This is a genomic window from Streptomyces sp. 1222.5, from assembly GCF_900105245.1.
Taxonomy (GTDB): Bacteria; Actinomycetota; Actinomycetes; order Streptomycetales; family Streptomycetaceae; genus Streptomyces; species Streptomyces albidocamelliae.
This window is the reverse complement of record NZ_FNSZ01000001.1, coordinates 6,021,916-6,042,084: the sequence shown is the minus strand read 5'-3', so window position 1 is coordinate 6,042,084 and position 20,169 is coordinate 6,021,916. Positions and strand designations below refer to the sequence as shown.

Below are 20,169 nucleotides of genomic sequence, written 5' to 3'. Positions count from 1 at the left end.
GGAGGGCGAAGCGATGACGGAGAACCAGGGCGGCAGCCCTTCGCGCCGGGCACTGCTCGGCTGGGGCGGGGCCGGGCTCGCGCTCGGCGCCGCCGTGGCCGGCGGTGCGGTCGCGATGGCCGAAGCCGGCAACGACATGGACCCGGCGGCGGCCGAGGCCGGCGGCGCGGTGGAGTTCCACGGCGCCCACCAGGCGGGCATCGCCACCCCCGTCCAGGACCGGCTGCACTTCGCCACGTTCGACGTGAAGACCGACGACCGCGACGCCTTCGTCCAGCTGCTGAAGGACTGGACGGCGGCGGCCCGGCGGATGACCGCGGGCAAGGCGGTCGGCGACGGTGCCTACGGCGGGCTCGCCGAGGCGCCCCCGGACGACACCGGCGAGGCCCTGGGCCTCAAGCCCAGCCGGCTGACCCTCACCATCGGCTTCGGGCCCTCCTTCTTCGAGAAGTTCGGTCTGCACGACCGGCGCCCCGAGGCCCTGGTGGACCTGCCGCAGTTCCCCGGCGACAACCTGGACCGGTCCCGCACCGGCGGCGACCTGTGCGTCCAGGCCTGCGCCGACGACCCGCAGGTCGCCGTGCACGCCATCCGCAACCTCGCCCGCATCGGCTTCGGCAAGGTCGCCGTCCGCTGGTCGCAGCTGGGCTTCGGCAAGACCTCCTCGACCACCCCCGACGCTCAGACCCCGCGCAACCTGATGGGCTTCAAGGACGGCACCCGCAACATCGCGGGCACCGAGACCGACCGGCTCAAGAAGTTCGTGTGGGTCGGCGACGGTGACGGCACGGACTGGATGACCGGCGGCTCGTACCTGGTCGCCCGCCGCATCCGGATGAACATCGAGACCTGGGACCGCACCTCGCTGCAGGAGCAGGAGGACGTCTTCGGGCGTGACAAACGCGAGGGCGCCGCCGTCGGCAAGGCCAAGGAGCACGACGAGCCGTTCCTGAAGGCGATGAAGCCGGACGCGCACGTGCGGCTCGCCCACCCCGACTCCAACGACGGGGTCACGATCCTGCGCCGGGGCTACTCCTTCACCGACGGCACCGACGGCCTCGGCCGGCTCGACGCGGGCCTGTTCTTCCTCGCCTACCAGCGCGACGTGCGCAAGGGCTTCATCCCCCTGCAGCGCAGGCTGTCGGCGACGGACGCGCTCAACGAGTACATCCAGCACGTGGGTTCGGCGGTCTTCGCGGTTCCCCCCGGCGTCCGGGACTCCGGCGACTGGTGGGGCCGCACGCTGTTCTCGAAGGAGGCGTAGCCCGTGTTCTCCAACTACCTGATCGGTCTGCGCGAGGGGCTGGAGGCCTCGCTCGTCGTCTGCATCCTGATCGCCTATCTGGTCAAGACCGGCCGCAAGGACGCCCTGCGGCCGATCTGGATCGGCATCGGCATCGCGATCGCCATCGCGATGGGCTTCGGCTGCGCCCTCGAATTCGGCTCCCAGGAACTGACGTTCCAGGCGCAGGAGGCGCTCGGCGGCTCGCTGTCCGTGATCGCCGTCTGCCTGGTGACCTGGATGGTGTTCTGGATGCGGCGCACCGCCCGGCACCTGAAGTCGGAGCTGCACGGCAAGCTGGACGCGGCCCTCGCCATGGGGACGGGCGCGCTCGTCGCCACCGCGTTCCTCGCCGTCGGCCGGGAGGGCCTGGAGACCGCCCTGTTCGTGTGGGCGTCGGTGCACGCGGCCTCCGACGGCACCCCGCGCCCGCTGGTCGGCGTGGCCCTCGGCCTCGCCACGGCGGTGCTCCTGGGCTGGCTGTTCTACCGCGGCGCCCTGAAGATCAACCTGGCCAAGTTCTTCACCTGGACCGGCGCCATGCTGGTCGTGGTCGCCGCGGGCGTGCTGGCGTACGGCTTCCACGACCTCCAGGAGGCCGGCTGGATCCCGGGCATCAACAAGCTGGCCTTCGACATCAGCGGCGCGATCCCGCCGGACAGCTGGTACGGCACGCTGCTCAAGGGCGTCCTCAACTTCCAGCCCGACCCGACGGTCGTCCAGGTCACGGTGTGGCTGCTGTACCTGGTCCCGACGCTCGCGATCTTCTTCGCCCCGGTAGGGTTCGCCTCCGGGAAGGGGAAGGTGAAGGAGCCCGATGACCAGGGAACGCAGCCGTCGACGGCTTCGCAGGCGTAGCCGGAACGCACTCATAGCGGCCTCGCTGACCGCTTTGTCGCTGACGGCGAGTGGATGCGTCGTGGTGCACGGGGAGCGGGTGAGGCTTCCCGCCGCCACGCGCGCCGAGGCCGCCAAGGCGCTCGCCGCTTTCACCGACGCCTACAACAAGGCCGACAAGGCCTACGACAGCTCCCTGGACGCGCCCTACGTCACCGGCCCCCTGGCCGACATCGACGCCGCGCGGCTCAAGGCGGGCCACGCCAACAGCCCTTCGGGCAACGCGAACCACACGCCGCTGAAGCTGACCGACGCGAAGTTCACGATTCCCCGGAAGGCCGGCTGGCCCCGCTGGTTCGTCGCCGACGCCCGCGGCAACAAGGGCGGCGACTTCCGCTGGCTGCTGGTGTTCACCCGGGACGGCCTCGGCGAGCGCTGGCGGGTGGCGTATCTGACGCTGGCCGCACCCGGTTCCGTGCCGAAGTTCACCACGGACGGGGACGGCTGGGCCGAGGCCGTGCCGGCCGACGCCGCGCGGCTGGCCGTCCCGCCGCAGGAGTTGAGCCGGACGTACACGGCGTTCCTGCAGACCGGCGGGAAGGGTTTCGCGGACGGCCGCAACACCAGCGGACTGCGCGCGGACCGCAGGAAGGCGGCCAAGAGGCCCGGCCTGGTACGGCAGTTCATCGACGAGCCGCTCACCCACGGCGACTACGCGCCGCTGGCGCTGCGCACCGCGGACGGCGGGGCGCTGGTGTTCTTCAGCACCCACCACTACGAGAAGCAGACCGCCGCCGCGGGGGCCGCGGTGCCCGCCCCGAACAAGGACGTGCGGGCCCTGACCAAGGGCGAGGTGAAGCAGTCCCTGACGCTGGAGTCCATCGCCAACCAGGTCGCCGTGGACCCGGTCGGCAGCGCTCCGGTGCAGGTGCTGGGGCGGGTGCAGGGGCTGACGGCCGCCGAGGGCGAGTGACCCGGCGGCCGTGCCTCAGCGGCGCAGCGGCCAGGCCGCGCCCGGCTGGTCGGCAGCCGCGCCGGCGTACCGGGCGCCGACGTCGGTGAGCACTTCCAGCAGGCTCAGCGGGTCCGGCAGCGGATGCTCCGGACCGCGCACCCAGCGCACCTCCCGTTCGTCACCGGGCAGCCGCGCGGGCGGTACGAGGACGTAGGAGCCGCGGCAGTGCCAGCGCAGCCCTGGGTGCTCGTCCATGGTCTCCGGGTGGCAGTCCAGCTCGCAGGGCCACCACTCGTCCTCGTCCTCGGGGGTGCCGCGGGTGAGGGTGAAGAACAGCATGCGGCCGTCGTCGCTCTCGGCGACCGGGCCGACCTCGACACCGGCGCCGAGCAGCCGCTCCAGGGCCTCGCGGCCGGCCTCCAGGGGGACGTCCAGGACGTCGTGCACCATGCCGGTGGCGGTGATGAAGTTGGCCTGCGGCTGGTGCCGGGCCCAGCGCTCGATCTGTCCGCGGTCGGTCGTGGACTGGGTCTGCCAGGCGAACGACACCGGGTGCCGGGCCGGGGTGGGGCAGCCTACGCGGTCGCAGGAGCAGCGGTAGCCCGGTGCGGGGTACGCGGCGGGCGCCAGGGGCAGTCCCGCCGCCGCAGCGGCGAGCAGCAGGGCCTCACGGCCGCCGTCGCCGGTGGCGTCCTCCTTCGTGCGCCGGCCGAGCAGCCACTGGGAGAGTTTGCCCTGCCGGCCGGGCCGGCCGCCGAACGTCGCGCTCATCTATCCCCTCGGTCTCGTCGTCGCCTCGCTGGTGTGCGGACAGCATGCCTCATGGTCCCACCTTTGTGTGCTTCGGGGGGTGGGTGGGCGGATAAGGGGGATGCGGGCGAGACGTGCCTCGCAGGGCGGTGGGAGAGGTCAGCGCGCCGCGATGCCGTGCAGGGCGTACTCGACCAGGGTGTCCGTGTAGGCGTGGGTGATGGGCCCGGTGCGCTGCAGCCAGCGCTGCGCGAGGGGCGAGACGAACAGCTCCAGTGCGATCCGGGGATCGACGTCGTCCCGTACCTGCCCCGCGTCCCGGGCGGAGCGCAGCCGGGCGACGTACAGCTGGAGCTGGGGTTCGAGGAGCCGGGCCACGTACTCGCGGCCGAGCTGCTCGTTGACGAGCCCCTCGGCGGCCAGCGCACGCGCCGGGGTCTCGAAGCGGGGGTCGAGGAGCTCGTCCACCGTGGCCCGCAGCACCGCCTTGAGGTCGGCGGCGAGGTCACCGGTGTCCGGGACGGCGTCCGCGTCCTGGCCCGCCGCCCGCGCCGCCTGCTCGCCGAGGTCCAGGAACGCCTCCAGCAGCACGTCCGCCTTGGAGGCCCACCAGCGGTAGATGGTCTGCTTGCCGACGCCGGCCCGGGCGGCGATGCCCTCGACGGTGGTCCTGGGGTAGCCGACCTCGCCGACCAGGGCGAGGGCGGCGGCGTAGATCGCCCGGCGGGACTTCTCGCTGCGGCGGGTGGCGTCGGGGGCGGGCTTCTTGACCATGGGGTCGAAAGTAACAAGGAGCCGGGAGGGTCTACGACGCGGAACCGGCGGGCGGCCAGGCGTCGCCCCACTCGGCGTCCCGGGCCGCCTTGTACAGGTCCCCGTGGCGTTTGGTGACCGTGGCACGGCGCAGCTGTTCCTCGGCCTCGCACAGGTCGAGCAGCACCTGGCCCTTGCGGATCTGCGGGCGCCGGACCACCCGGGCGGGGGCCGGCTCGGCGGGCAGCCGGGTCGCGGCGACGTAGGAGAACTTCTCGTCCTCGTAGGCCAGCGAGCCGCCCTTGACCTGGCGGTGCAGGGAGGAGCGGCCGACCCGGGCGGAGAAGTGGCACCAGTCCCGGCCGGGCTCGATCGGGCAGGCGGCGCTGTGCGGGCAGGGGGCGGCGATCCGGAATCCGGCCTCGATCAGCCGGTCGCGGGCCTCGATCACGCGGGCGTACCCGGCGGGGGTGCCCGCCTCGACGATCACGACGGACTGCGCGGCGCCGGCGGCGGCGTCGACGAGTGCGGTGCGGTCGGCGGCGGACAGCTCGTTGAGGACGTACGACACGGTGACCAGGTCGGCGGGGTCCAGGGTGAGGCCGGCGCCGATGCGGGCGCGCTGCCAGCGGGCGTTCCCCAGGGCCGGGTTGGCGGCGGCGATCTCCCGGCCGAGGGCGAGCGCGGGCTCGGCCCAGTCCAGCACGGTGACGTCGCGCTCGCCGGGCCAGGTGGCGGCGACGGCCCAGGTGGCGGCGCCGGTGCCGCCGCCGACGTCGAGATGGCTTCCGGGCGTCCCGCCCGGCACCGCGTCCGCGAACGCGGCCAGCGCCGAGCGCACCGCCTCGAAGGTGGCGGGCATCCGGTAGGCGGCGTACGCGGCCACGTCGGCGCGGTCGCGCAGGATCGGCGCGTCGGTGGGGGTGTCGCCGCGGTAGTTGGCGATCAGCCGTTCCACGGCGGCGGCCACCTCCTTGGACGGCAGACCGTCGAGCAGCTCGGCCAGTGCGGTGCGGAGGGGGTCGTTCACCCGGCGATTCTAGGTCCTGCCGGGGGTCGCGTTCCCCTGCCCCCGGGCATCCGCTCGCCCTGGTGCGGACGGACGGGGCGCGTGGTTCACGGGCCGGTCGCGCCGCACGGTGGCTTGGCGATCACCGCCCTCGCCAGCCGCGTGCCCAGCGCCGCCCGCGGCCCGCTGTCCGCCGGCCGGCGTCTGGGGTGGACGGTGTTGGCCAGCAGCACCAGGAACGTGTCGGTCTCCGGGTCCAGGACCAGGGAGGTGCCGGTGAAGCCGGTGTGGCCGGCCGCGCCCCGGCCCGCGAGCTCCCCCATGAACCACGGCTGGTTCACGGCGAAGCCCAGCCCCGGCGGGGTGAGGAGCAGCTCCACGAAGTCGGGGCCGAGGATGCGGGCGGGGCCGTAGGAGCCGCCCGCGAGCAGGGCCCGGCAGAACACGGCCAGGTCGCGGGCGGTGGAGAACAGTCCGGCGTGCCCGGCGACCCCGCCGAGCGCCCAGGCGTTCTCGTCGTGGACGACACCCCGCAGCATGCCCCGGTCGGCCTTGGCCCACGGGGTGCGCTGGTCCTCGGTGGCCGCCGCGCCCGGGCAGGGCCCGAAGGTGGTGGCGGTCATGCCGAGGGGCCGGGTGATGCCGTCCTGGATCAGGACGTCGAGGGCACGGCCGGTGATGCGCTCCAGGACGAACTGGAGCAGGAGCATGTTCAGGTCGGAGTACAGGTAGGTGCCCGGTTCCGCGGACGGTGCCTCCGCGCGCAGCATGTCCAGCCTGGCCCCGTCGTCCGCGCCGTCGTACAGCGGGAGTTCGGGGCACAGGCCCGAGGTGTGGGTGAGCAGCTGCCGGACGGTGACGCCGTGGGCGGCGGCGGCCCGGAAGTCGGGCAGGTAGTCGCCGACCCGGGCGTCCATGCCGAGCGTGCCGCGCTCGATCTGCTGCACGGCGGCGACGGACGTGAAGAGTTTGGTGAGGGAGGCCAGATCGAAGGGCGTGCCGACGGTGACGGGGACCCGGGCGGCGGCCGGCAGTTCGACGCCGGTGTCGGTCTCGGGGTCGTAGGCGGAGTAGCGGACCGCCCAGCCCGCGGCCTCGGCCACGGCGATCACGGGGCCGCGGCCGGCCAGCACGACGGCGCCGGCCGCCCAGGGGCGCTCTCCGGCGGTCAGGGCGTGCGCCTCGGCGACCAGGTGCCCGAGTTCCACGGGATCGAGCCCTGCCCGTTCCGCTGTGTCGGCGCGCAGTCTCGGTGCGCTCAGTTCTCGTCTCCCTCCGACCCCGCACGTGTGTTCCCACGCGTGCCCCAGGGACGGCACATTCCCACGAAGCAGGCCGCCGCGACCAGTGCTCCCGAAAGCTGGACCACCGCCATGGGTACGGCGGTGTGCTCACCGGCCACGCCGACGAGGGGGGAGGCGACCGCGCCGACGAGGAAGGAGGAGGTGCCGAGCAGCGCGGAGGCGGAGCCGGCGGCGTGCCGGGTGCGCAGCAGGGCGAGGGACTGGGCGTTGGGCAGGGTGATGCCCATCGCGGACATCAGGACGAAGAGCGCGGTGGCGACGGGGACCAGACCGGCCCGCCCGAAGACACCGGCGGACATCAGCAGCAGGGCGGTCGCGGCCAGCACGATCACCGTGAGGCCGACGGCGAGCACCTTGTCCAGGCTGACCCGGCCGACCAGCACCTTGCCGTTGATCTGCCCGGCGATCACCAGGCCGACCGAGTTGAGGCCGAACAGCAGGCTGAAGGTCTGCGGGGAGGCGCCGTAGATCTCCTGGATCACGAACGGGGAGGCGCTTATGTAGGCGAACAGGGCGGCGAAGGCGAAGCCGCCGGCGAGCATGTAGCCGGTGAAGGGCAGGTCGGCGAGCAGGGTGCGCATGGCGCGCAGGGCCTCCCCCACTCCCCCGCTGTGGCGTTCGCCGGGCGCCAGCGTCTCGGGCAGCCGCAGCCGGACCAGCACCGCGAGCAGCACCCCGACCACGGTGAGGACGACGAACACGCCCCGCCAGTCGGTCACCCGCAGGATCTGGCCGCCGATCAGCGGGGCCACGATCGGCGCGGCCCCGGAGATCAGCATCAGGGTGGAGAAGAAGCGTGCCATGGCCGCGCCGTCGTGGAGATCGCGTACGACGGCCCGCGCTATGACGATGCCGGCCGCGCCGGCGAGGCCCTGGGCCAGCCGGAACGCGACCAGCGTCTCGACGTTCGGGGCGAGGGCGCACAGCGCGGTGGCGAGGACGTAGACGGCGAGGCCGGTGAGCAGCGGGCGGCGGCGGCCCCAGCGGTCGCTCATCGGGCCGACGACGAGTTGCCCGAGCGCCATGCCGGCCAGGCAGGCGGTGAGGGTGAGCTGGACGGTGGCGGCGGGCGCGTGCAGGGAGCGGGTGACCTCCGGCAGCGACGGGAGGTACATGTCCATCGCGAGCGGGGGTGTCGCGGTGAGTCCGCCGAGGACCAGGGTGACGAGCAGACCGGTGCGGCGGGTGGTGGTGGCCGGCCGCGGTGCGGGGGTGGGTGGGTGCTCCGTCTCCGGCGTGGGTGCCGCCGCGTGCTCGGGCATCTGCCCCTCCCTCTCCGAGGTGTCCGGAACGACCGGCACCTATGCTCTCAGCTCGCACACACTGACGAGGCACACATGAGTGGGGGCGGGGCCATGCTGGAGCGGAGCGTGCGCTGGGGGATCCTGGCGACGGGCGGGATCGCGGCGGCGTTCGCGGCGGACCTGGTGGATCTGCCGGACGCGGAGATCGTGGCGGTGGCCTCACGCAGCCGGGAGTCGGCGGAGGCGTTCGCGGACCGGTTCGGGGTCGCCCGGGCGTACGGCGACTGGGCGTCCCTCGCCGCGGACGGGGACATCGACGTGGTGTACGTCGCCACCCCGCACGTGGCGCACCGGGCGGCTGCCGGGCTCTGCCTGGAGGCCGGGCGGAACGTGCTGTGCGAGAAGCCGTTCACGCTGAACCTGCGCGAGGCGGAGGAACTCGTCGCGCTGGCGCGGGAGCACGACCGCTTCCTGATGGAGGCGATGTGGATGTACTGCCATCCGCTGGTGCGGCGGCTGAAGGCGCTGGTGGACGACGGGGCGATCGGCGAGGTGCGCACCGTGCAGGCGGACTTCGGGCTGGCGGGGCCCTTCCCTCCGGCCCACCGGCTGCGGGACCTGGCGCTGGGGGGCGGGGCGCTGCTGGATCTCGGCGTGTACCCGGTGTCGTTCGCGCAGTTGCTGCTGGGCGAGCCGGACGCGGTGACGGCGAGCGCGGTGCTGTCGGCGCAGGGCGTCGACCTGCAGACCGGTGCGCTGCTGTCCTGGGAGAGCGGCGCGCTGGCCACGCTGCACTGCTCGATCACCGGCGGTACGGGGGTCACGGCGTCGGTGACCGGCTCCCGGGGCCGGATCGACGTGCCGTCCGGTTTCTTCCATCCCGACCGTTTCGTACTGCACCGGGACGGCCGGGAGCCGGAGGAGTTCACCGCCGATCCGGCCGACGGGCCGCGCACCAGCCTGCGGCACGAGGCGAGGGAGGTCATGCGGGCTTTGCGGGCGGGTGAGAAGGAGTCCCCGCTGGTGCCGCTGGAGGGCACGCTGGCCGTGCTGCGGACGCTGGACGCGGTGCGGGAGCGGATCGGGGTGCGCTACCCGGGGGAAGCGGTGGCGGCCGTCCTGTCGTGAGCGGGGTGCCGGACGGCCGTCGGTGAGCCGCCCACGGTCCATCCGTATGGCGGACGCCTGATTCCGCATGGCGGACTCGGCGCCTACGCTGCGGTGCCATGACTGACAGGCAATCGAAGATCGCGGTGGTGACCGGCGCCGGTTCGGGCATCGGGCGGGCCGTCGCCGTGGAACTGCTGCGCGCCGGCTGGTCGGTGGCCCTGGCCGGCCGGCGCACCGAGCCGCTGGCGGAAACGGCCGCGTCGGCACCCGGGGGCGCCTCGCTCTCCGTGCGCACGGACGTCTCCCGGCCCGAGGACGTGGAGGCGCTGTTCACGGCGACCGTGGAGCGGTTCGGGCGGGTGGATCTGCTGTTCAACAACGCGGGGACCTTCGGGCCGGGCGGGGTCCCGGTCGAGGAACTGCCCTACGAGGCCTGGCGGCACGTCGTGGACACCAACCTCAATGGCGCGTTCCTGTGCGCGCAGGCGGCGTACCGGCGGATGAAGGAGCAGGACCCGCGGGGCGGCCGGATCATCAACAACGGTTCCATCTCCGCCCACACACCGCGCCCCCACTCGGCCGCCTACACCGCGACCAAGCACGCGCTGACCGGCCTGACCAAGTCGCTGTCGCTGGACGGGCGGCCGTACGGCATCGCGGTCGGCCAGATCGACATCGGCAACGCCGCCACCGACATGACGGCCCGGATGCAGACCGGCGCGCTCCAGGCGAACGGGGAGACGGCACCCGAACCCGTGATGGACGTGGCCGACGTGGCGCGCACCGTGCGACACATGGCGGAGCTGCCGTTGGAGGCGAACGTGCAGTTCGCGACGGTTCTGGCGACGGCGATGCCCTACATCGGGCGGGGCTGAGCCCACTTACACAAACGGAGTTTCAACATCCGCGGTATTGCGGCCGGTCGACCACATATGCTCAACTTTCCTCCACAAGAGCTTCACACTTGGAGCACGAGCATTCCGTGGCCACACCGAGGGGGGAAGGCGGCGGTCGTTCCACCGGGCCGGAGTTGGGGGTGGACCTCGCAAGGGACAGCGGGGTACACACCGGCCGGTGGAACGGCCGCCGCGAAAATCACCGGCGGTGCCTGCCCCCGCCCTCCTCGACGTCGGGCGCCGGCTCCGGAGCCGGCGCGACCGCCCCGGCCGCCCTGCGGCGTCGGCGCAGGGCCCAGACGCCGGCCCCCAGCAGCGCGAACGTCCCCGCCGCGCCCTCGGCGAGATGCAGGGGCGAGTCCTTGCCGGACGCCGAACCGGGGGCGCCGGCCGCCGCCCGGACCGTCCTGTGCCGGGGTGCCGGGCTGGCGCTCGCGCCGCCCTCACTGAGCGGATCGACCAGCGCGCCGACGGCCCGCGCCGAACGCCCGTGGCCGAAACCCCAGTCGAGCAGCGCGGCCGTCTGCTCGTACACGCCGTTGCCGCCCGCGTCCGGATGCATGACCGTGACCAGCAGCGTGCGCCCGCCGCGCGTGGCCGCGCCGGTGAAGGTGTTGCCGGCGTGGCTGGTGTAGCCGTTCTTGACGCCGATGAGGCCGTCGTACGTCTTCAGGCCCCACGCCCCCGTCAGCAGGCGGTCGGTGTTCTGGATCTGGAAGGTCTTCTTGCCGCCCGCCGGGAAGTCGGCCGTCCGCGTGCCGCAGTAGGCGCGGAAGTCGTCGTTCCTGAGGCCGTGGCGGGCGAACAGGGTGAGGTCGTAGGCCGAGGAGAGCTGGCCCTTGTGGTCGAAGCCGTCGGGGCTGACCACATGGGTGTCCAGGGCCTGCAGGTCCTCGGCCCTGGCCTGCATCTCGGCGACCGTCTTGGCGACGCCGCCGTTCATGTGGGAGAGCACGTGCACGGCGTCGTTGCCGGAGCGCAGGAACACGCCCTGCCACAACTGCTCGACGGTGTAGGTGATGCCGGGCTTGATGCCGACGAGGCTGGAACCGGCCGGGATGTCGGCCAGGTCGGCGTCCGTGACCTTGTACCGCCCGTTGCGGTCGAACTTCTTCAGCACGGTGTCGGCGAACAGCATCTTCAGCGTGGACGCGGGCGCGAGGCGCCGGTGCGCGTTGAACGAGGCGAGGATCTCCCCGCTCGCGCAGTCGGCGATCATCCAGGAGCGGGCGGTGAGCTTCTTGGGCAGTCCGGTGGCACCGCGCACCTGGACACCGGCGCGGGCCAGACGGTCGCCGCCGACGACCGTCGCCGCGGCGGCCTCGGTGGCCGTGGACAGAGGGAGGGCGGCGGCCGTCAGTCCGAGGACGGCACGTCGACTGAGCCGGGAACTTTCACGCACCCCGGGACCGTACACCGCGTCGAGCAGGGGCTTCGCGCCCCGGGGCCGGTACGGCTCGGAATTTGCCGCGTTATGAAAATCCCATGAGCTACCCCGGTTTCTCAGCCCTTGCACATCTCTCACCCAGGGCCCCTCAAAGGTTCCTCCCCAGTTTGTGGCCGTGCCCACAGCGGGTGCCAAGAACCTTCGAGGAACGCGATGTTCGGTTCCGGTTCGACGCCAAGTCGAGCGGAACGAGCAGCCAGAGCTCGGACCGGGTGACGCCCCAGGGCGGTCAGGCCCTGAAGTCCTCGCTCGTCGAGCGGGTCGGCGCGCAGAAGGGCGTGTCGGCGGCGGTCGGCGCTCTCTCCGGGGCGTCGTGCAGCACGTTGAGCGCGTGCTGCACGGCCGTGCAGTGCGGCCCCTCGGCGAAGACGGCGGCGCGCTCGGGGTCGTCGGTGCTCCAGGCGTACCCGCGGACGAGTCCCTGCCGGACGAACTCCTCGCACGCGTGGCGGAGTTCGGCGGCCCGCGCGGGAGGGGCGTCGGAGATGTGCAGCTGGTACAGGTCGATGCGGTCGGTGCCGAGGCGGCGCAGGGACGCGGTGAGGGCACGGCGGGCGTACTCCGGGGTGTCGTCCTGGCCGAGGGCGGTGCGGGTGTCCGGGTCGAAGACGTTGCCCCACTTGGTGGCGAGTACGACGTCGTCGCGGCGCTTGCCGAGGGCGCGGCCGAGGACGGTCTCGCCGTGCCCGGTCCCGTAGCAGTCGGCGGTGTCGAAGAAGGTGACACCGAGGTCCAGAGCCCGCCGTACGGCCCGTACGGACTCCTCGTCGTCCACCTTCCCCCAGCCGAGCGGCTGCCCGTCGGCGGACCACCACTCTCCGCCGATGGCCCAGCAGCCGAAACCGAGTGCGCCGGACTCGATCCCGCTGCGTCCCAGGATCCTCTTCGTCAGGTTCGTCATGCCCGGGGACGCTGGGAGTTGAAGCGCACGCGAAGGCAAGCCCTCCCACGCGCGGCTCTCCTCCGCCGTTCAGGGCGCGGGGCGCGGTCGCGTCACGCCTGCCCGGTCTCGAAGCGGGAGATCCGGCCGTCGTCCTCGACGATGAACGTCCACCTGGTGCGCATCTCGCCCCAGGTGTCGTTGCGGTAGCGGGCGACGAGGGTGCGGCCGCCGCCGGACTCGTTGTCGACCTCCATGTGCCCGTGGGACGTGAAGATCTCCCGGTCGATCCAGTCGGCGAGGTCACGGTCGGAGCCGTCGTCGGCCATGGTCGCGTCGGGGGCTAGGAGGGACATGAAGCCGTCGCGGTCCTGGGCGTTGACGGCGTTGACGAAGGCCCGGACGGCCGGGTCGCGGAGTTTGGCTGGCTGGATCGTCATGGCGCCAGGCTCACATCGGTCCCCGGTCCCCGCCACCCGAGCACCACCCGAACGCCGTCCAGGGCGGGCCGACGGTTGTCGGACCTGCCACGGTGGATACGCGGCACCCGTCCGTTTCCGTCCGCACGTCTTTGCATGGGAGTCACCGTGAGCTGTTTCGACCGGCGTGACCTCGGCCTGCTCCTCCTCCGGCTCGGCACCGGCGGTGTGCTGGCCGCGCACGGCGCGCAGAAGCTGTTCGGCTGGTTCGGCGGACACGGGCTGGAGGGCACGGGCCAGTTCATGGAGTCCGTCGGCTACGCGCCGGGCAGGGCGAGCGCCACGGCGGCCGGCCTCGCCGAGACCGGCGGCGGCACGCTGCTGGCCCTGGGCCTGGCCACACCGGCGGCGGGCGCGGCGGCGGCCGGCGCGATGGCGGGGGCGGCGGCGCTCCACGTGCCCAACGGCTTCTTCGCCCAGGAGGGCGGCTACGAGTACGCGGCGAGCCTGGGCCTCGCGGCGGCGGGCCTGGCCATCACGGGTCCCGGCCGGCTCTCCCTGGACCACGCCCTCGGCCATGTCTTCGACCGCGGCTGGATGGTCCCGGCCGCCCTGGGCGTCACGGCCGCGGCGACGGCGGTGGTGGTGGGCGCCCGGACGAAGCGCCTCCGCGCCCAGAAGACGGGCGAACAGGAAACGCTGTTCGAGGGGTTCGAGGAGTAACCGGTACGACCACTCCGGTACGGCGGGCTCGGGGGGCGGGGAGCGGACGACGGGTCGGGGTGACTCGGCGGGCCCGGGGTGCCGGGCGGGTGGTGAGCGGACGGCGGGCCGCGGGCACCGACACCCCGCGGCCGGACGCCGAGAAGCGGCCCCGAAGGACCATGGGCGGGCCCGTCGGCATGGCAGGCTGCCGGGCATGACGGACGACCGTGACTCCACTCCCCTCTGGCCGACGATCGACGCGCTCTGGTCGCGTCTGGAGGCGACGCGCGTGCACGCCGGCCAGGAGGGCGTCCTGCTGCGCATCCTCAAACTCTCGGAGGAGGTCGGTGAGGTCGCGGAGGCGGTGATCGGCGCGACGGGCCAGAACCCGCGCAAGGGGACCACGCACACCTGGGACGACGTCCGGTCCGAACTCTGCGACGTGGCGATCACCGCCCTGGTGGCCCTGCGCACCCTGACCCCGGACGCGGAAGAGGTCTTCGAGACCCACCTGAAAGGGGTCCACGCCCGCCCGCTCCGCCCGGCGGAGTGAACACGCTCTCACCCCGCAAAGTGATCGTTTCTGCAGGTCAGAGGATCGTTTCTTGATCACTCAATAGGGGCCGATCAAGCCCGGACCTGCAACCGCCGGCCCCCGCCCCGGGTTGTCCCAGGTGCTCGACAGGAGACAACCGGGAGGGACCACCTTGGCCATGCACGTCCTCGCCACACCGACAGGGCGTGCACGCCCCGGCGAGCGGATCAGCTGCCGTACGTACCTTCGAGTCCAGCGTGGGCGGCATGCCGACCTGCGGCGCATTCGTCGCGGTCCGCAGCAGCGGGTTCTGCAACTGGCGCATCGACTTCGGCCACGCCGACACCGACCGCCGGACGTACCGCACGTCCCGACGGCAGAGGACCCGATGCGGAACAACTCTCTCCCGGAGCGGCACCATCGGAGCCAGGCGGGCGCTCGCCCCTCGAGTGCCGTGTGACCGAGCAGCAGCGGCGGTGTGCCGGGGTTGTCGCGTTCCTTCTCGGGGCCGGGTTCGTACTCGGGTTCTTCGCCTTCCGGCCTGGGCTTGCACATGTCGTCGACTGGGGGGCCGTGCTCATCGCCGTCCTCGTCGGCGCGGTCGCCCGGTGGGCCGCTCAGGGCTGGGTGGGCAGGCTGGCGCGGCGGAAGCCTCGAAGATGTCCGAGTCCGTCTCCTGCTGCCAGGCCGGAAGGTCGGCCTAGTCGGCGTCGTATCCGGGCGTCGGGTCCTTGAAGTGCTTGAACATCTGGGCGGTCCAGCAGATCACGACGAAGCGGCCCTTCTGCTCGCGGGTGGACCGTGTGGCGTACCCTTCGCTGATCTTGATGAAGTCGCGCACCCGTCCGCACACGGCGGCGGCAGCCTCGCGCTCCCACTCGGGTGTCCCGTCCCACGGCGTGACGTGGCCGGGCCACGCCTCCAGCACCGACGCGTCCGCGATCCCGAGCCGCTCGGCGAGGTGGTCGGCGACCTCCGCGGGGATGTCCGTCGGGTCATCTGCTCCGGCCCGCGCACGTTCCGGCGGGCCTGCGATCGGGGTCGGCGACCACCCCGGCCCCTCGGTGAGACCTTGACGGACACGCATGCGTACCCCGCTCCCGACAAGGCGCCCACCCGATCCGCCCGGTTCCGCGCGACGGACCTGCCCTCCGGCCGCGTAGAGCAGACGACGGATTCATCCACGGAGGGGACTGCACAGTGACAGCGCGTGCACTCAAGGGGGCACTGAGGGGTGCCAGGGGTACGGCGATCGCGGCGGCGGCGATGGCCGTGCTGACCGCGTCGCAGGCGCCGGGGGCGGTCTCGGCCGAGTCCCCGGAGCCTGCGCGGAAGGGGGCACCCGCCGACCACGGCCCCAGCGTGTCCGGCGACACCCCGTACCGCACCGACCTTCCCCCGCTGCGGACGCACAAGAAGGGCTCGGAACAGCGAGTGACGGGTGGCGGCGCCCTGCCCGCGAGCGTGTTCGCCGCGTACCGGCGTGCCGAGAAGGAGCTGGCGCGCAGCGCGCCCGGCTGCCGGCTGCGCTGGCAGCTGCTGGCCGCGATCGGCCAGGTGGAGTCCGGGCAGGCACGGGGCGGCCGGGTGACCGCGGACGGTACGACCGTGACGCCTGTCCTCGGCCCGCGGCTGACCGGCGGCACCTTCGCCGTCGTGGCGGACACCGACGGCGGCGCGTACGACGGGGACGCGGTGTACGACCGCGCGGTCGGCCCGATGCAGTTCATCCCGTCCACCTGGGCCCGGTGGGGCGCGGACGGCAACGGCGACGGACGGACGGACCCGAACAACGTCTACGACGCGGCGCTCGCCGCCGGCCGCTACCTGTGCGCGGGCGGCGGGGACCTGTCGAACCCCGCCGACCTGGACCGGGCGATCCTGGGCTACAACCACTCGGACGCCTATCTGCACACCGTCAAGGCCTGGTACGCGTACTACCTGACCGGACACCGCGTGGTGCCGGACGCGTCCGCCGGATCCCGGTCGGACCGGCCGAAGCCGTCCCGCCCGAAGAGGCTGAAGCCCCGGCCGCCGATGCCGTCGGACGGCCGGAAGCCGGGCCCCGGTCCGTCGCGCACGCCGTCGACGCCGCCCGCCTCACCCTCCCCCAGCCCGTCCCCCAAGGCCGGTGTCCCGAGGGAGTCCGGGACGCCGCTGGTCCCCGTCCCCGAGCCGACCCTCACGCTGCCCGGCGGCGGTGTGCTGTCCGACGCAGGGCAGCTGACCACCGGCAACAGCTGGAACACGATGAGCGTCTCCCCCTCCACAACCGCGACTACCCGGCGGTAATGTCGCCACCCGCCGGACGCACAGGACCGGCGGGTGAGTTCGAAGGGGCCCTCATGGCGACGGACATGCCTGCGGACACAGCGGCCGCCGACGAGCGTTGGCAGCGCATGTGGAGCCATCGCGAGCAGCTGCTCAAGGTGGCCCGGCGGCGCTCCATGAGCCAGGAGGACGCCGAGGACGCCGTGCACGAGGCGATGCTGCGGGCCGCGGAGCGCCCGGACCTCGACGACGAGCGGCTCGGCGCCTGGCTGACGACGGTGACGATGCGGCTGTGCGTCGACCGGTACCGGCAGGTCAACCGCGAGGCCGAGGTGGGCAGCCGCCCCACGCTCGTCGCGCCGGGCCCGGTACCCGTCGAGGAGGCGGTGTGCGACCGGGCCGAGGCGAAGTGGCTCGCCGTGCGCAGCGGTGAGCTGCCCGCCCGGCAGGCGGAGGCACTCCGGCTGAAGTCCGAGGACCTGGACGTGAGCCAGGTCGCGGTGCGGATGGGGCTCAGCTACCGGACCGTCGAGTCGCTGCTCGCCCGGGCCCGGCGGACGCTGCGCGCCTCGCTGGCCGGGACGCTCGGGCTGGTGCTGCTCCTGGTCGGGCGCGGGCGTCCGCGCGGGGGCGGCAAGGCCCAGGCGGTCGCGGTCACCTCGACGGCGGCAACCCTGGCGGTGGCGGGGTTCGTGCTGCCGTACGCGCTCGACGCGGACGGAAACGGGAACGGTCCGGCGCCGCGGCCGACCGTGTCCAGCGACGCGCAGGTCCTGCACAGCGAGGCCACGGGCCGGGAGCGCGCCCTCAGGACGCGTACCCCCTCGCCCCTGGCGCCCGGGGCCCGGGGCCGGACGCCGTCACCCATCGGGAAATGGTCCCTGCCACTGCCGGTGCCCGTGCCGTCCCTGCCGGACGTGGCCTCGTCCCCGCTCCCGGAGCTGTCGGCGCCACAGGTCCCACAGGTCCCACAGTTGCCCGACGTGCCGAAGGTGGTGCCGGACCTGCCGACGAGGTCGGCCGCCCCGTTGGTCCCGTCACTCCCCCCGGCCTCGGCCGTACCGGCCACTCCGCTCTCCCTCCCTGCCCCGAGGACACCTTCGGGCACGCCGTCGCCGAAGCTGCCGTAGCGCCCTGTACACGCGTCCGCAAAAAAATCTTCATTTTCCGCGACGGACGCCCCGCCCCTCCCCGTAGAGCAGATGTCGTAGCTGCTCCACGGGCGAAGGGTGGAACCGGATGGGTGTCGAGATCTGTGTGGAAGGGCTGACCAAGTCCTTCGGCCACCAGGTCATCTGGCAGGACGTCTCGCTGACGCTGCCCGCCGGGGAGGTCTCGGTGATGCTCGGCCCCTCGGGGACGGGCAAGTCGGTGTTCCTCAAGACGCTCGTGGGGCTGCTGAAGCCGGAGCGCGGCTCGGTGAAGGTCGCGGGCCGGGACATCACCCGCCTGCGCGAGCACGACCTGTACGAGGTGCGGAAGCTGTTCGGCGTGCTGTTCCAGGACGGCGCGCTGTTCGGCTCGATGAACCTGTACGACAACATCGCCTTCCCGCTGCGCGAGCACACCCGCAAGTCCGAGAGCGAGATCCGGCGCATCGTGCTCGAGAAGATGGAGATGGTCGGGCTGATCGGCGCCGAGGGGAAGCTGCCCGGCGAGATCTCCGGCGGTATGCGCAAGCGTGCCGGGCTCGCCCGCGCCCTGGTCCTGGACCCGGAGATCATCCTGTTCGACGAGCCGGACTCGGGCCTGGACCCGGTCCGCGTGGCCTACCTCAACCAGCTCATCGTCGACCTCAACGCACAGATCGACGCGACCTTCCTGATCGTCACCCACGACATCGCCTCGGCCCGCCAGGTCCCGGACAACATCGGGCTGCTGTTCCGGCGCGAGCTGGTGATGTTCGGGCCCCGCGAGGAGCTGCTGACCAGTGACCAGCCCGTCGTACGGCAGTTCCTGAACGGCCGGATGCAGGGGCCGATCGGCATGGCCGAGGAGAAGGACGCGGCCCAGGTCGAGCAGGAGCTGGCCCAGATCGACGAGGGCGGCCCGGCCGATGCGCTGACTCGCCGCCTGCTGCCCAGCCCCGGCATCACCCGCCCGCCCCGCTGGGAGGCGATCGCGAGACGGGAGGCCCAGCGGCACGGGAAGGCGGTGAGCAGCGCATGAGACTCTCCCCGACGGGTGCGCTCCGGCACTCGGGCAACCTCTTCGCGATGGCGCTGGACGTCGTCCGGACCCTGCCCCGGCGGCCCTTCCAGGCGAGGGAGTTCATCCAGCAGGCGTGGTTCGTCGCGAGCGTCACGATCCTGCCGACGGCTCTGGTCTCGATCCCCTTCGGGGCGGTCATCGCGCTGCAGATCGGCAGCCTGACCCGGCAGTTGGGCGCGCAGTCCTTCTCCGGTGCCGCGTCCGTGCTCGCCGTGCTGCGCGAGGCCTCGCCGATCGTCACCGCACTGCTGATCGCGGGCGCGGGCGGCACGGCGATCTGCGCGGACCTCGGGGCGCGCAAGATCCGCGACGAGATCGACGCGATGCAGGTGCTCGGCATCGACCCGATCCACCGGCTCGTCGTACCGCGGGTGCTGGCGTCGATGGTCGTGGCCGTGCTGCTCAACGGCCTCGTCTCGGTGGTCGGCGTCGCGGGCGGCTACTTCTTCAACGTCGTCCTCCAACACGGCACGCCCGGCGCCTACCTGGCGTCCTTCACCACCCTCGCCCAGCTGTCCGACCTGTGGGCGGCGGAGATCAAGGCGCTGGTCTTCGGGGCCATCGCCGCGATCGTCGCCTCGTACAAGGGGCTGACGGCGCAGGGCGGTCCGAAGGGTGTGGGCGATGCCGTCAACCAGTCCGTGGTGATCACCTTCATGTTGCTGTTCGTGACCAACTTCGTGATGACCGCGGTGTACTTCCAGGTCGTCCCGCAGAGGGGTTAGCCGATGAGACCTCGAAAAGTCCTCGATCGCCCCTTGCGCCCACTCGAAGAGCTGGGCATCCAACTGTCCTTCTACGGACGTTCGTTGGCGTGGACAGGCCGCACCCTGCGCCGCTACAAGAAGGAGATCCTGCGGCTGCTCGCCGAGGTGAGCTTCGGGCGCGGCGCGCTCGCCGTCGTCGGCGGCACGGTCGGCGTGATCGCGTTCCTGTCCTTCTTCACCGGTACCGAGGTCGGCCTCCAGGGCTACGCGGCCCTCAACCAGCTCGGCACCTCCAACTTCGTGGCGTTCCTGTCGGCGTACTTCAACACCCGGGAGATCGCCCCGCTGGTGGCCGGACTCGCCCTGTCCGCGACGGTCGGCGCCGGGTTCACCGCGCAGCTCGGTGCGATGCGTATCAGCGAGGAGACCGACGCGCTGGAGGTGATGGGCGTCCCGTCGCTGCCGTTCCTGGTGACGACGCGGATGATCGCCGGCTTCGTCGCGGTGATCCCGCTGTACGTGATCGGGCTGCTCTCCTCGTACCTGGCCGCCCGCACCATCACCACCGGCTACTACGGGCAGTCGACGGGCACGTACGACCACTACTTCCACCAGTACCTGCCGCCCGTCGACGTGTTCTGGTCCTTCGGCAAGGTGCTCGTCTTCGCCGTGCTGATCATCCTGGTGCACTGCTACTACGGCTACCACGCGAGCGGCGGCCCGGCCGGTGTCGGCGTCGCGGTGGGCCGGGCGGTGCGGACCTCGATCGTCGCCATCAACGTCCTGGACTTCTTCCTGAGCCTCGCGATCTGGGGCGCCAACACGACCGTACGGATAGCGGGGTGAGAGCGGTG

The 20,169-nt window shown here is 72.7% G+C and carries 19 protein-coding genes and 2 pseudogenes; 12 read left to right on the top strand and 9 right to left on the bottom strand.

Going from position 1 to position 20,169, the window contains the following annotated elements; all coding sequences use genetic code 11:
* The first annotated feature begins 13 nt into the window (after window positions 1–13).
* Genes efeB through BLW57_RS27270 form a run of 3 tightly spaced genes read left to right on the top strand, consistent with a single transcriptional unit; the run spans window position 14 to window position 3,092 of the window.
* A complete protein-coding gene (gene efeB / locus BLW57_RS27280) occupies window positions 14–1,264 on the top strand; it encodes an iron uptake transporter deferrochelatase/peroxidase subunit (RefSeq protein WP_093478098.1) in 1,251 nt (416 codons plus the stop codon).
* A gap of 3 nt (window positions 1,265–1,267) precedes the next feature.
* Window positions 1,268–2,140, top strand: coding sequence for an iron uptake transporter permease EfeU (gene efeU, locus BLW57_RS27275; protein ID WP_093478097.1), 873 nt, complete (start codon window positions 1,268–1,270; stop codon window positions 2,138–2,140).
* Entirely contained in the window at window positions 2,100–3,092 is a 993-nt protein-coding gene (locus tag BLW57_RS27270; protein WP_093478095.1) for an SCO2278 family lipoprotein, read from the top strand. The genes efeU and BLW57_RS27270 overlap by 41 nt, the downstream gene beginning before the upstream one ends.
* A 15-nt stretch (window positions 3,093–3,107) precedes the next feature.
* On the opposite strand, the gene BLW57_RS27265 is transcribed toward BLW57_RS27270, so the two are convergent.
* The 5 genes from BLW57_RS27265 to BLW57_RS27245 all read right to left on the bottom strand — a co-directional run bounded on the left by BLW57_RS27265 (window position 3,108) and on the right by BLW57_RS27245 (window position 8,152).
* The gene (locus BLW57_RS27265; RefSeq protein ID WP_093478094.1) at window positions 3,108–3,845 is read right to left on the bottom strand and encodes a bifunctional DNA primase/polymerase; all 738 of its coding nucleotides are present in this window, start codon (window positions 3,843–3,845) and stop codon (window positions 3,108–3,110) included.
* Between the two features lie 138 nt (window positions 3,846–3,983).
* Entirely contained in the window at window positions 3,984–4,598 is a 615-nt protein-coding gene (locus tag BLW57_RS27260) for a TetR/AcrR family transcriptional regulator (RefSeq protein ID WP_093478092.1), read from the bottom strand.
* A gap of 31 nt (window positions 4,599–4,629) precedes the next feature.
* Window positions 4,630–5,607: a small ribosomal subunit Rsm22 family protein gene (locus BLW57_RS27255; protein ID WP_093478091.1), complete on the bottom strand. Its 978-nt coding sequence runs from the start codon at window positions 5,605–5,607 to the stop codon at window positions 4,630–4,632.
* Window positions 5,608–5,693: 86 nt separating this feature from the next.
* Entirely contained in the window at window positions 5,694–6,920 is a 1,227-nt protein-coding gene (locus BLW57_RS27250) for a serine hydrolase domain-containing protein (protein WP_371127867.1), read from the bottom strand.
* Window positions 6,845–8,152 carry a multidrug effflux MFS transporter gene (locus tag BLW57_RS27245; protein WP_093478089.1) on the bottom strand — a complete coding sequence of 436 codons (1,308 nt, stop codon included), beginning with the start codon at window positions 8,150–8,152 and terminating at the stop codon, window positions 6,845–6,847. The genes BLW57_RS27250 and BLW57_RS27245 overlap by 76 nt, the downstream gene beginning before the upstream one ends.
* A 93-nt stretch (window positions 8,153–8,245) precedes the next feature.
* On the opposite strand from BLW57_RS27245, the gene BLW57_RS27240 reads away from it, so the two are divergent.
* Window positions 8,246–9,262, top strand: a complete 1,017-nt coding sequence (locus tag BLW57_RS27240; RefSeq protein ID WP_176985978.1) for a Gfo/Idh/MocA family protein — start codon at window positions 8,246–8,248, stop codon at window positions 9,260–9,262.
* Window positions 9,263–9,360: 98 nt separating this feature from the next.
* Window positions 9,361–10,119: an SDR family oxidoreductase gene (locus BLW57_RS27235; protein ID WP_093478088.1), complete on the top strand. Its 759-nt coding sequence runs from the start codon at window positions 9,361–9,363 to the stop codon at window positions 10,117–10,119.
* A 220-nt stretch (window positions 10,120–10,339) separates the two neighbouring features.
* Here the strand turns inward: BLW57_RS27235 and BLW57_RS27230 are convergent, their stop codons facing one another.
* The 3 genes and pseudogenes from BLW57_RS27230 to BLW57_RS27220 form a co-directional block, all read right to left on the bottom strand.
* A complete protein-coding gene (locus BLW57_RS27230) occupies window positions 10,340–11,542 on the bottom strand; it encodes a D-alanyl-D-alanine carboxypeptidase family protein (protein WP_176985737.1) in 1,203 nt (400 codons plus the stop codon).
* Between the two features lie 298 nt (window positions 11,543–11,840).
* Window positions 11,841–12,488, bottom strand: a pseudogene (locus BLW57_RS27225) (aldo/keto reductase); the annotation flags it as partial.
* A gap of 92 nt (window positions 12,489–12,580) precedes the next feature.
* Entirely contained in the window at window positions 12,581–12,907 is a 327-nt protein-coding gene (locus BLW57_RS27220) for a nuclear transport factor 2-like protein (protein ID WP_093478086.1), read from the bottom strand.
* A 147-nt stretch (window positions 12,908–13,054) separates the two neighbouring features.
* Here BLW57_RS27220 and BLW57_RS27215 point away from each other — a divergent pair, with 147 nt between their 5' ends.
* Both BLW57_RS27215 and BLW57_RS27210 read left to right on the top strand, forming a co-directional pair.
* On the top strand, window positions 13,055–13,609 hold the full coding sequence (locus tag BLW57_RS27215) for a DoxX family membrane protein (protein WP_093480909.1): 555 nt from the start codon (window positions 13,055–13,057) through the stop codon (window positions 13,607–13,609).
* A gap of 196 nt (window positions 13,610–13,805) precedes the next feature.
* Window positions 13,806–14,144 carry a MazG-like family protein gene (locus BLW57_RS27210; protein WP_093478085.1) on the top strand — a complete coding sequence of 113 codons (339 nt, stop codon included), beginning with the start codon at window positions 13,806–13,808 and terminating at the stop codon, window positions 14,142–14,144.
* A gap of 685 nt (window positions 14,145–14,829) precedes the next feature.
* On the opposite strand, the pseudogene BLW57_RS27195 reads toward BLW57_RS27210, so the two are convergent.
* Window positions 14,830–15,069: pseudogene (locus BLW57_RS27195) on the bottom strand (hypothetical protein); the annotation flags it as partial.
* Window positions 15,070–15,326: 257 nt separating this feature from the next.
* On the opposite strand from BLW57_RS27195, the gene BLW57_RS27190 reads away from it, so the two are divergent.
* The 5 genes from BLW57_RS27190 to BLW57_RS27170 all read left to right on the top strand — a co-directional run bounded on the left by BLW57_RS27190 (window position 15,327) and on the right by BLW57_RS27170 (window position 20,161).
* Entirely contained in the window at window positions 15,327–16,418 is a 1,092-nt protein-coding gene (locus BLW57_RS27190; protein WP_306822927.1) for a lytic transglycosylase domain-containing protein, read from the top strand.
* A gap of 53 nt (window positions 16,419–16,471) precedes the next feature.
* Complete coding sequence (locus BLW57_RS27185) at window positions 16,472–17,527, top strand: RNA polymerase sigma factor (protein WP_093478080.1); 1,056 nt, start codon at window positions 16,472–16,474, stop codon at window positions 17,525–17,527.
* A gap of 109 nt (window positions 17,528–17,636) precedes the next feature.
* Window positions 17,637–18,566, top strand: a complete 930-nt coding sequence (locus tag BLW57_RS27180; protein ID WP_093478079.1) for an ABC transporter ATP-binding protein — start codon at window positions 17,637–17,639, stop codon at window positions 18,564–18,566.
* A complete protein-coding gene (locus BLW57_RS27175; RefSeq protein ID WP_093478077.1) occupies window positions 18,563–19,333 on the top strand; it encodes an MlaE family ABC transporter permease in 771 nt (256 codons plus the stop codon). The genes BLW57_RS27180 and BLW57_RS27175 overlap by 4 nt, the downstream gene beginning before the upstream one ends.
* Window positions 19,334–19,336: 3 nt before the next feature.
* Window positions 19,337–20,161 carry an MlaE family ABC transporter permease gene (locus BLW57_RS27170; RefSeq protein ID WP_093478076.1) on the top strand — a complete coding sequence of 275 codons (825 nt, stop codon included), beginning with the start codon at window positions 19,337–19,339 and terminating at the stop codon, window positions 20,159–20,161.
* Window positions 20,162–20,169: the final 8 nt, after the last annotated feature.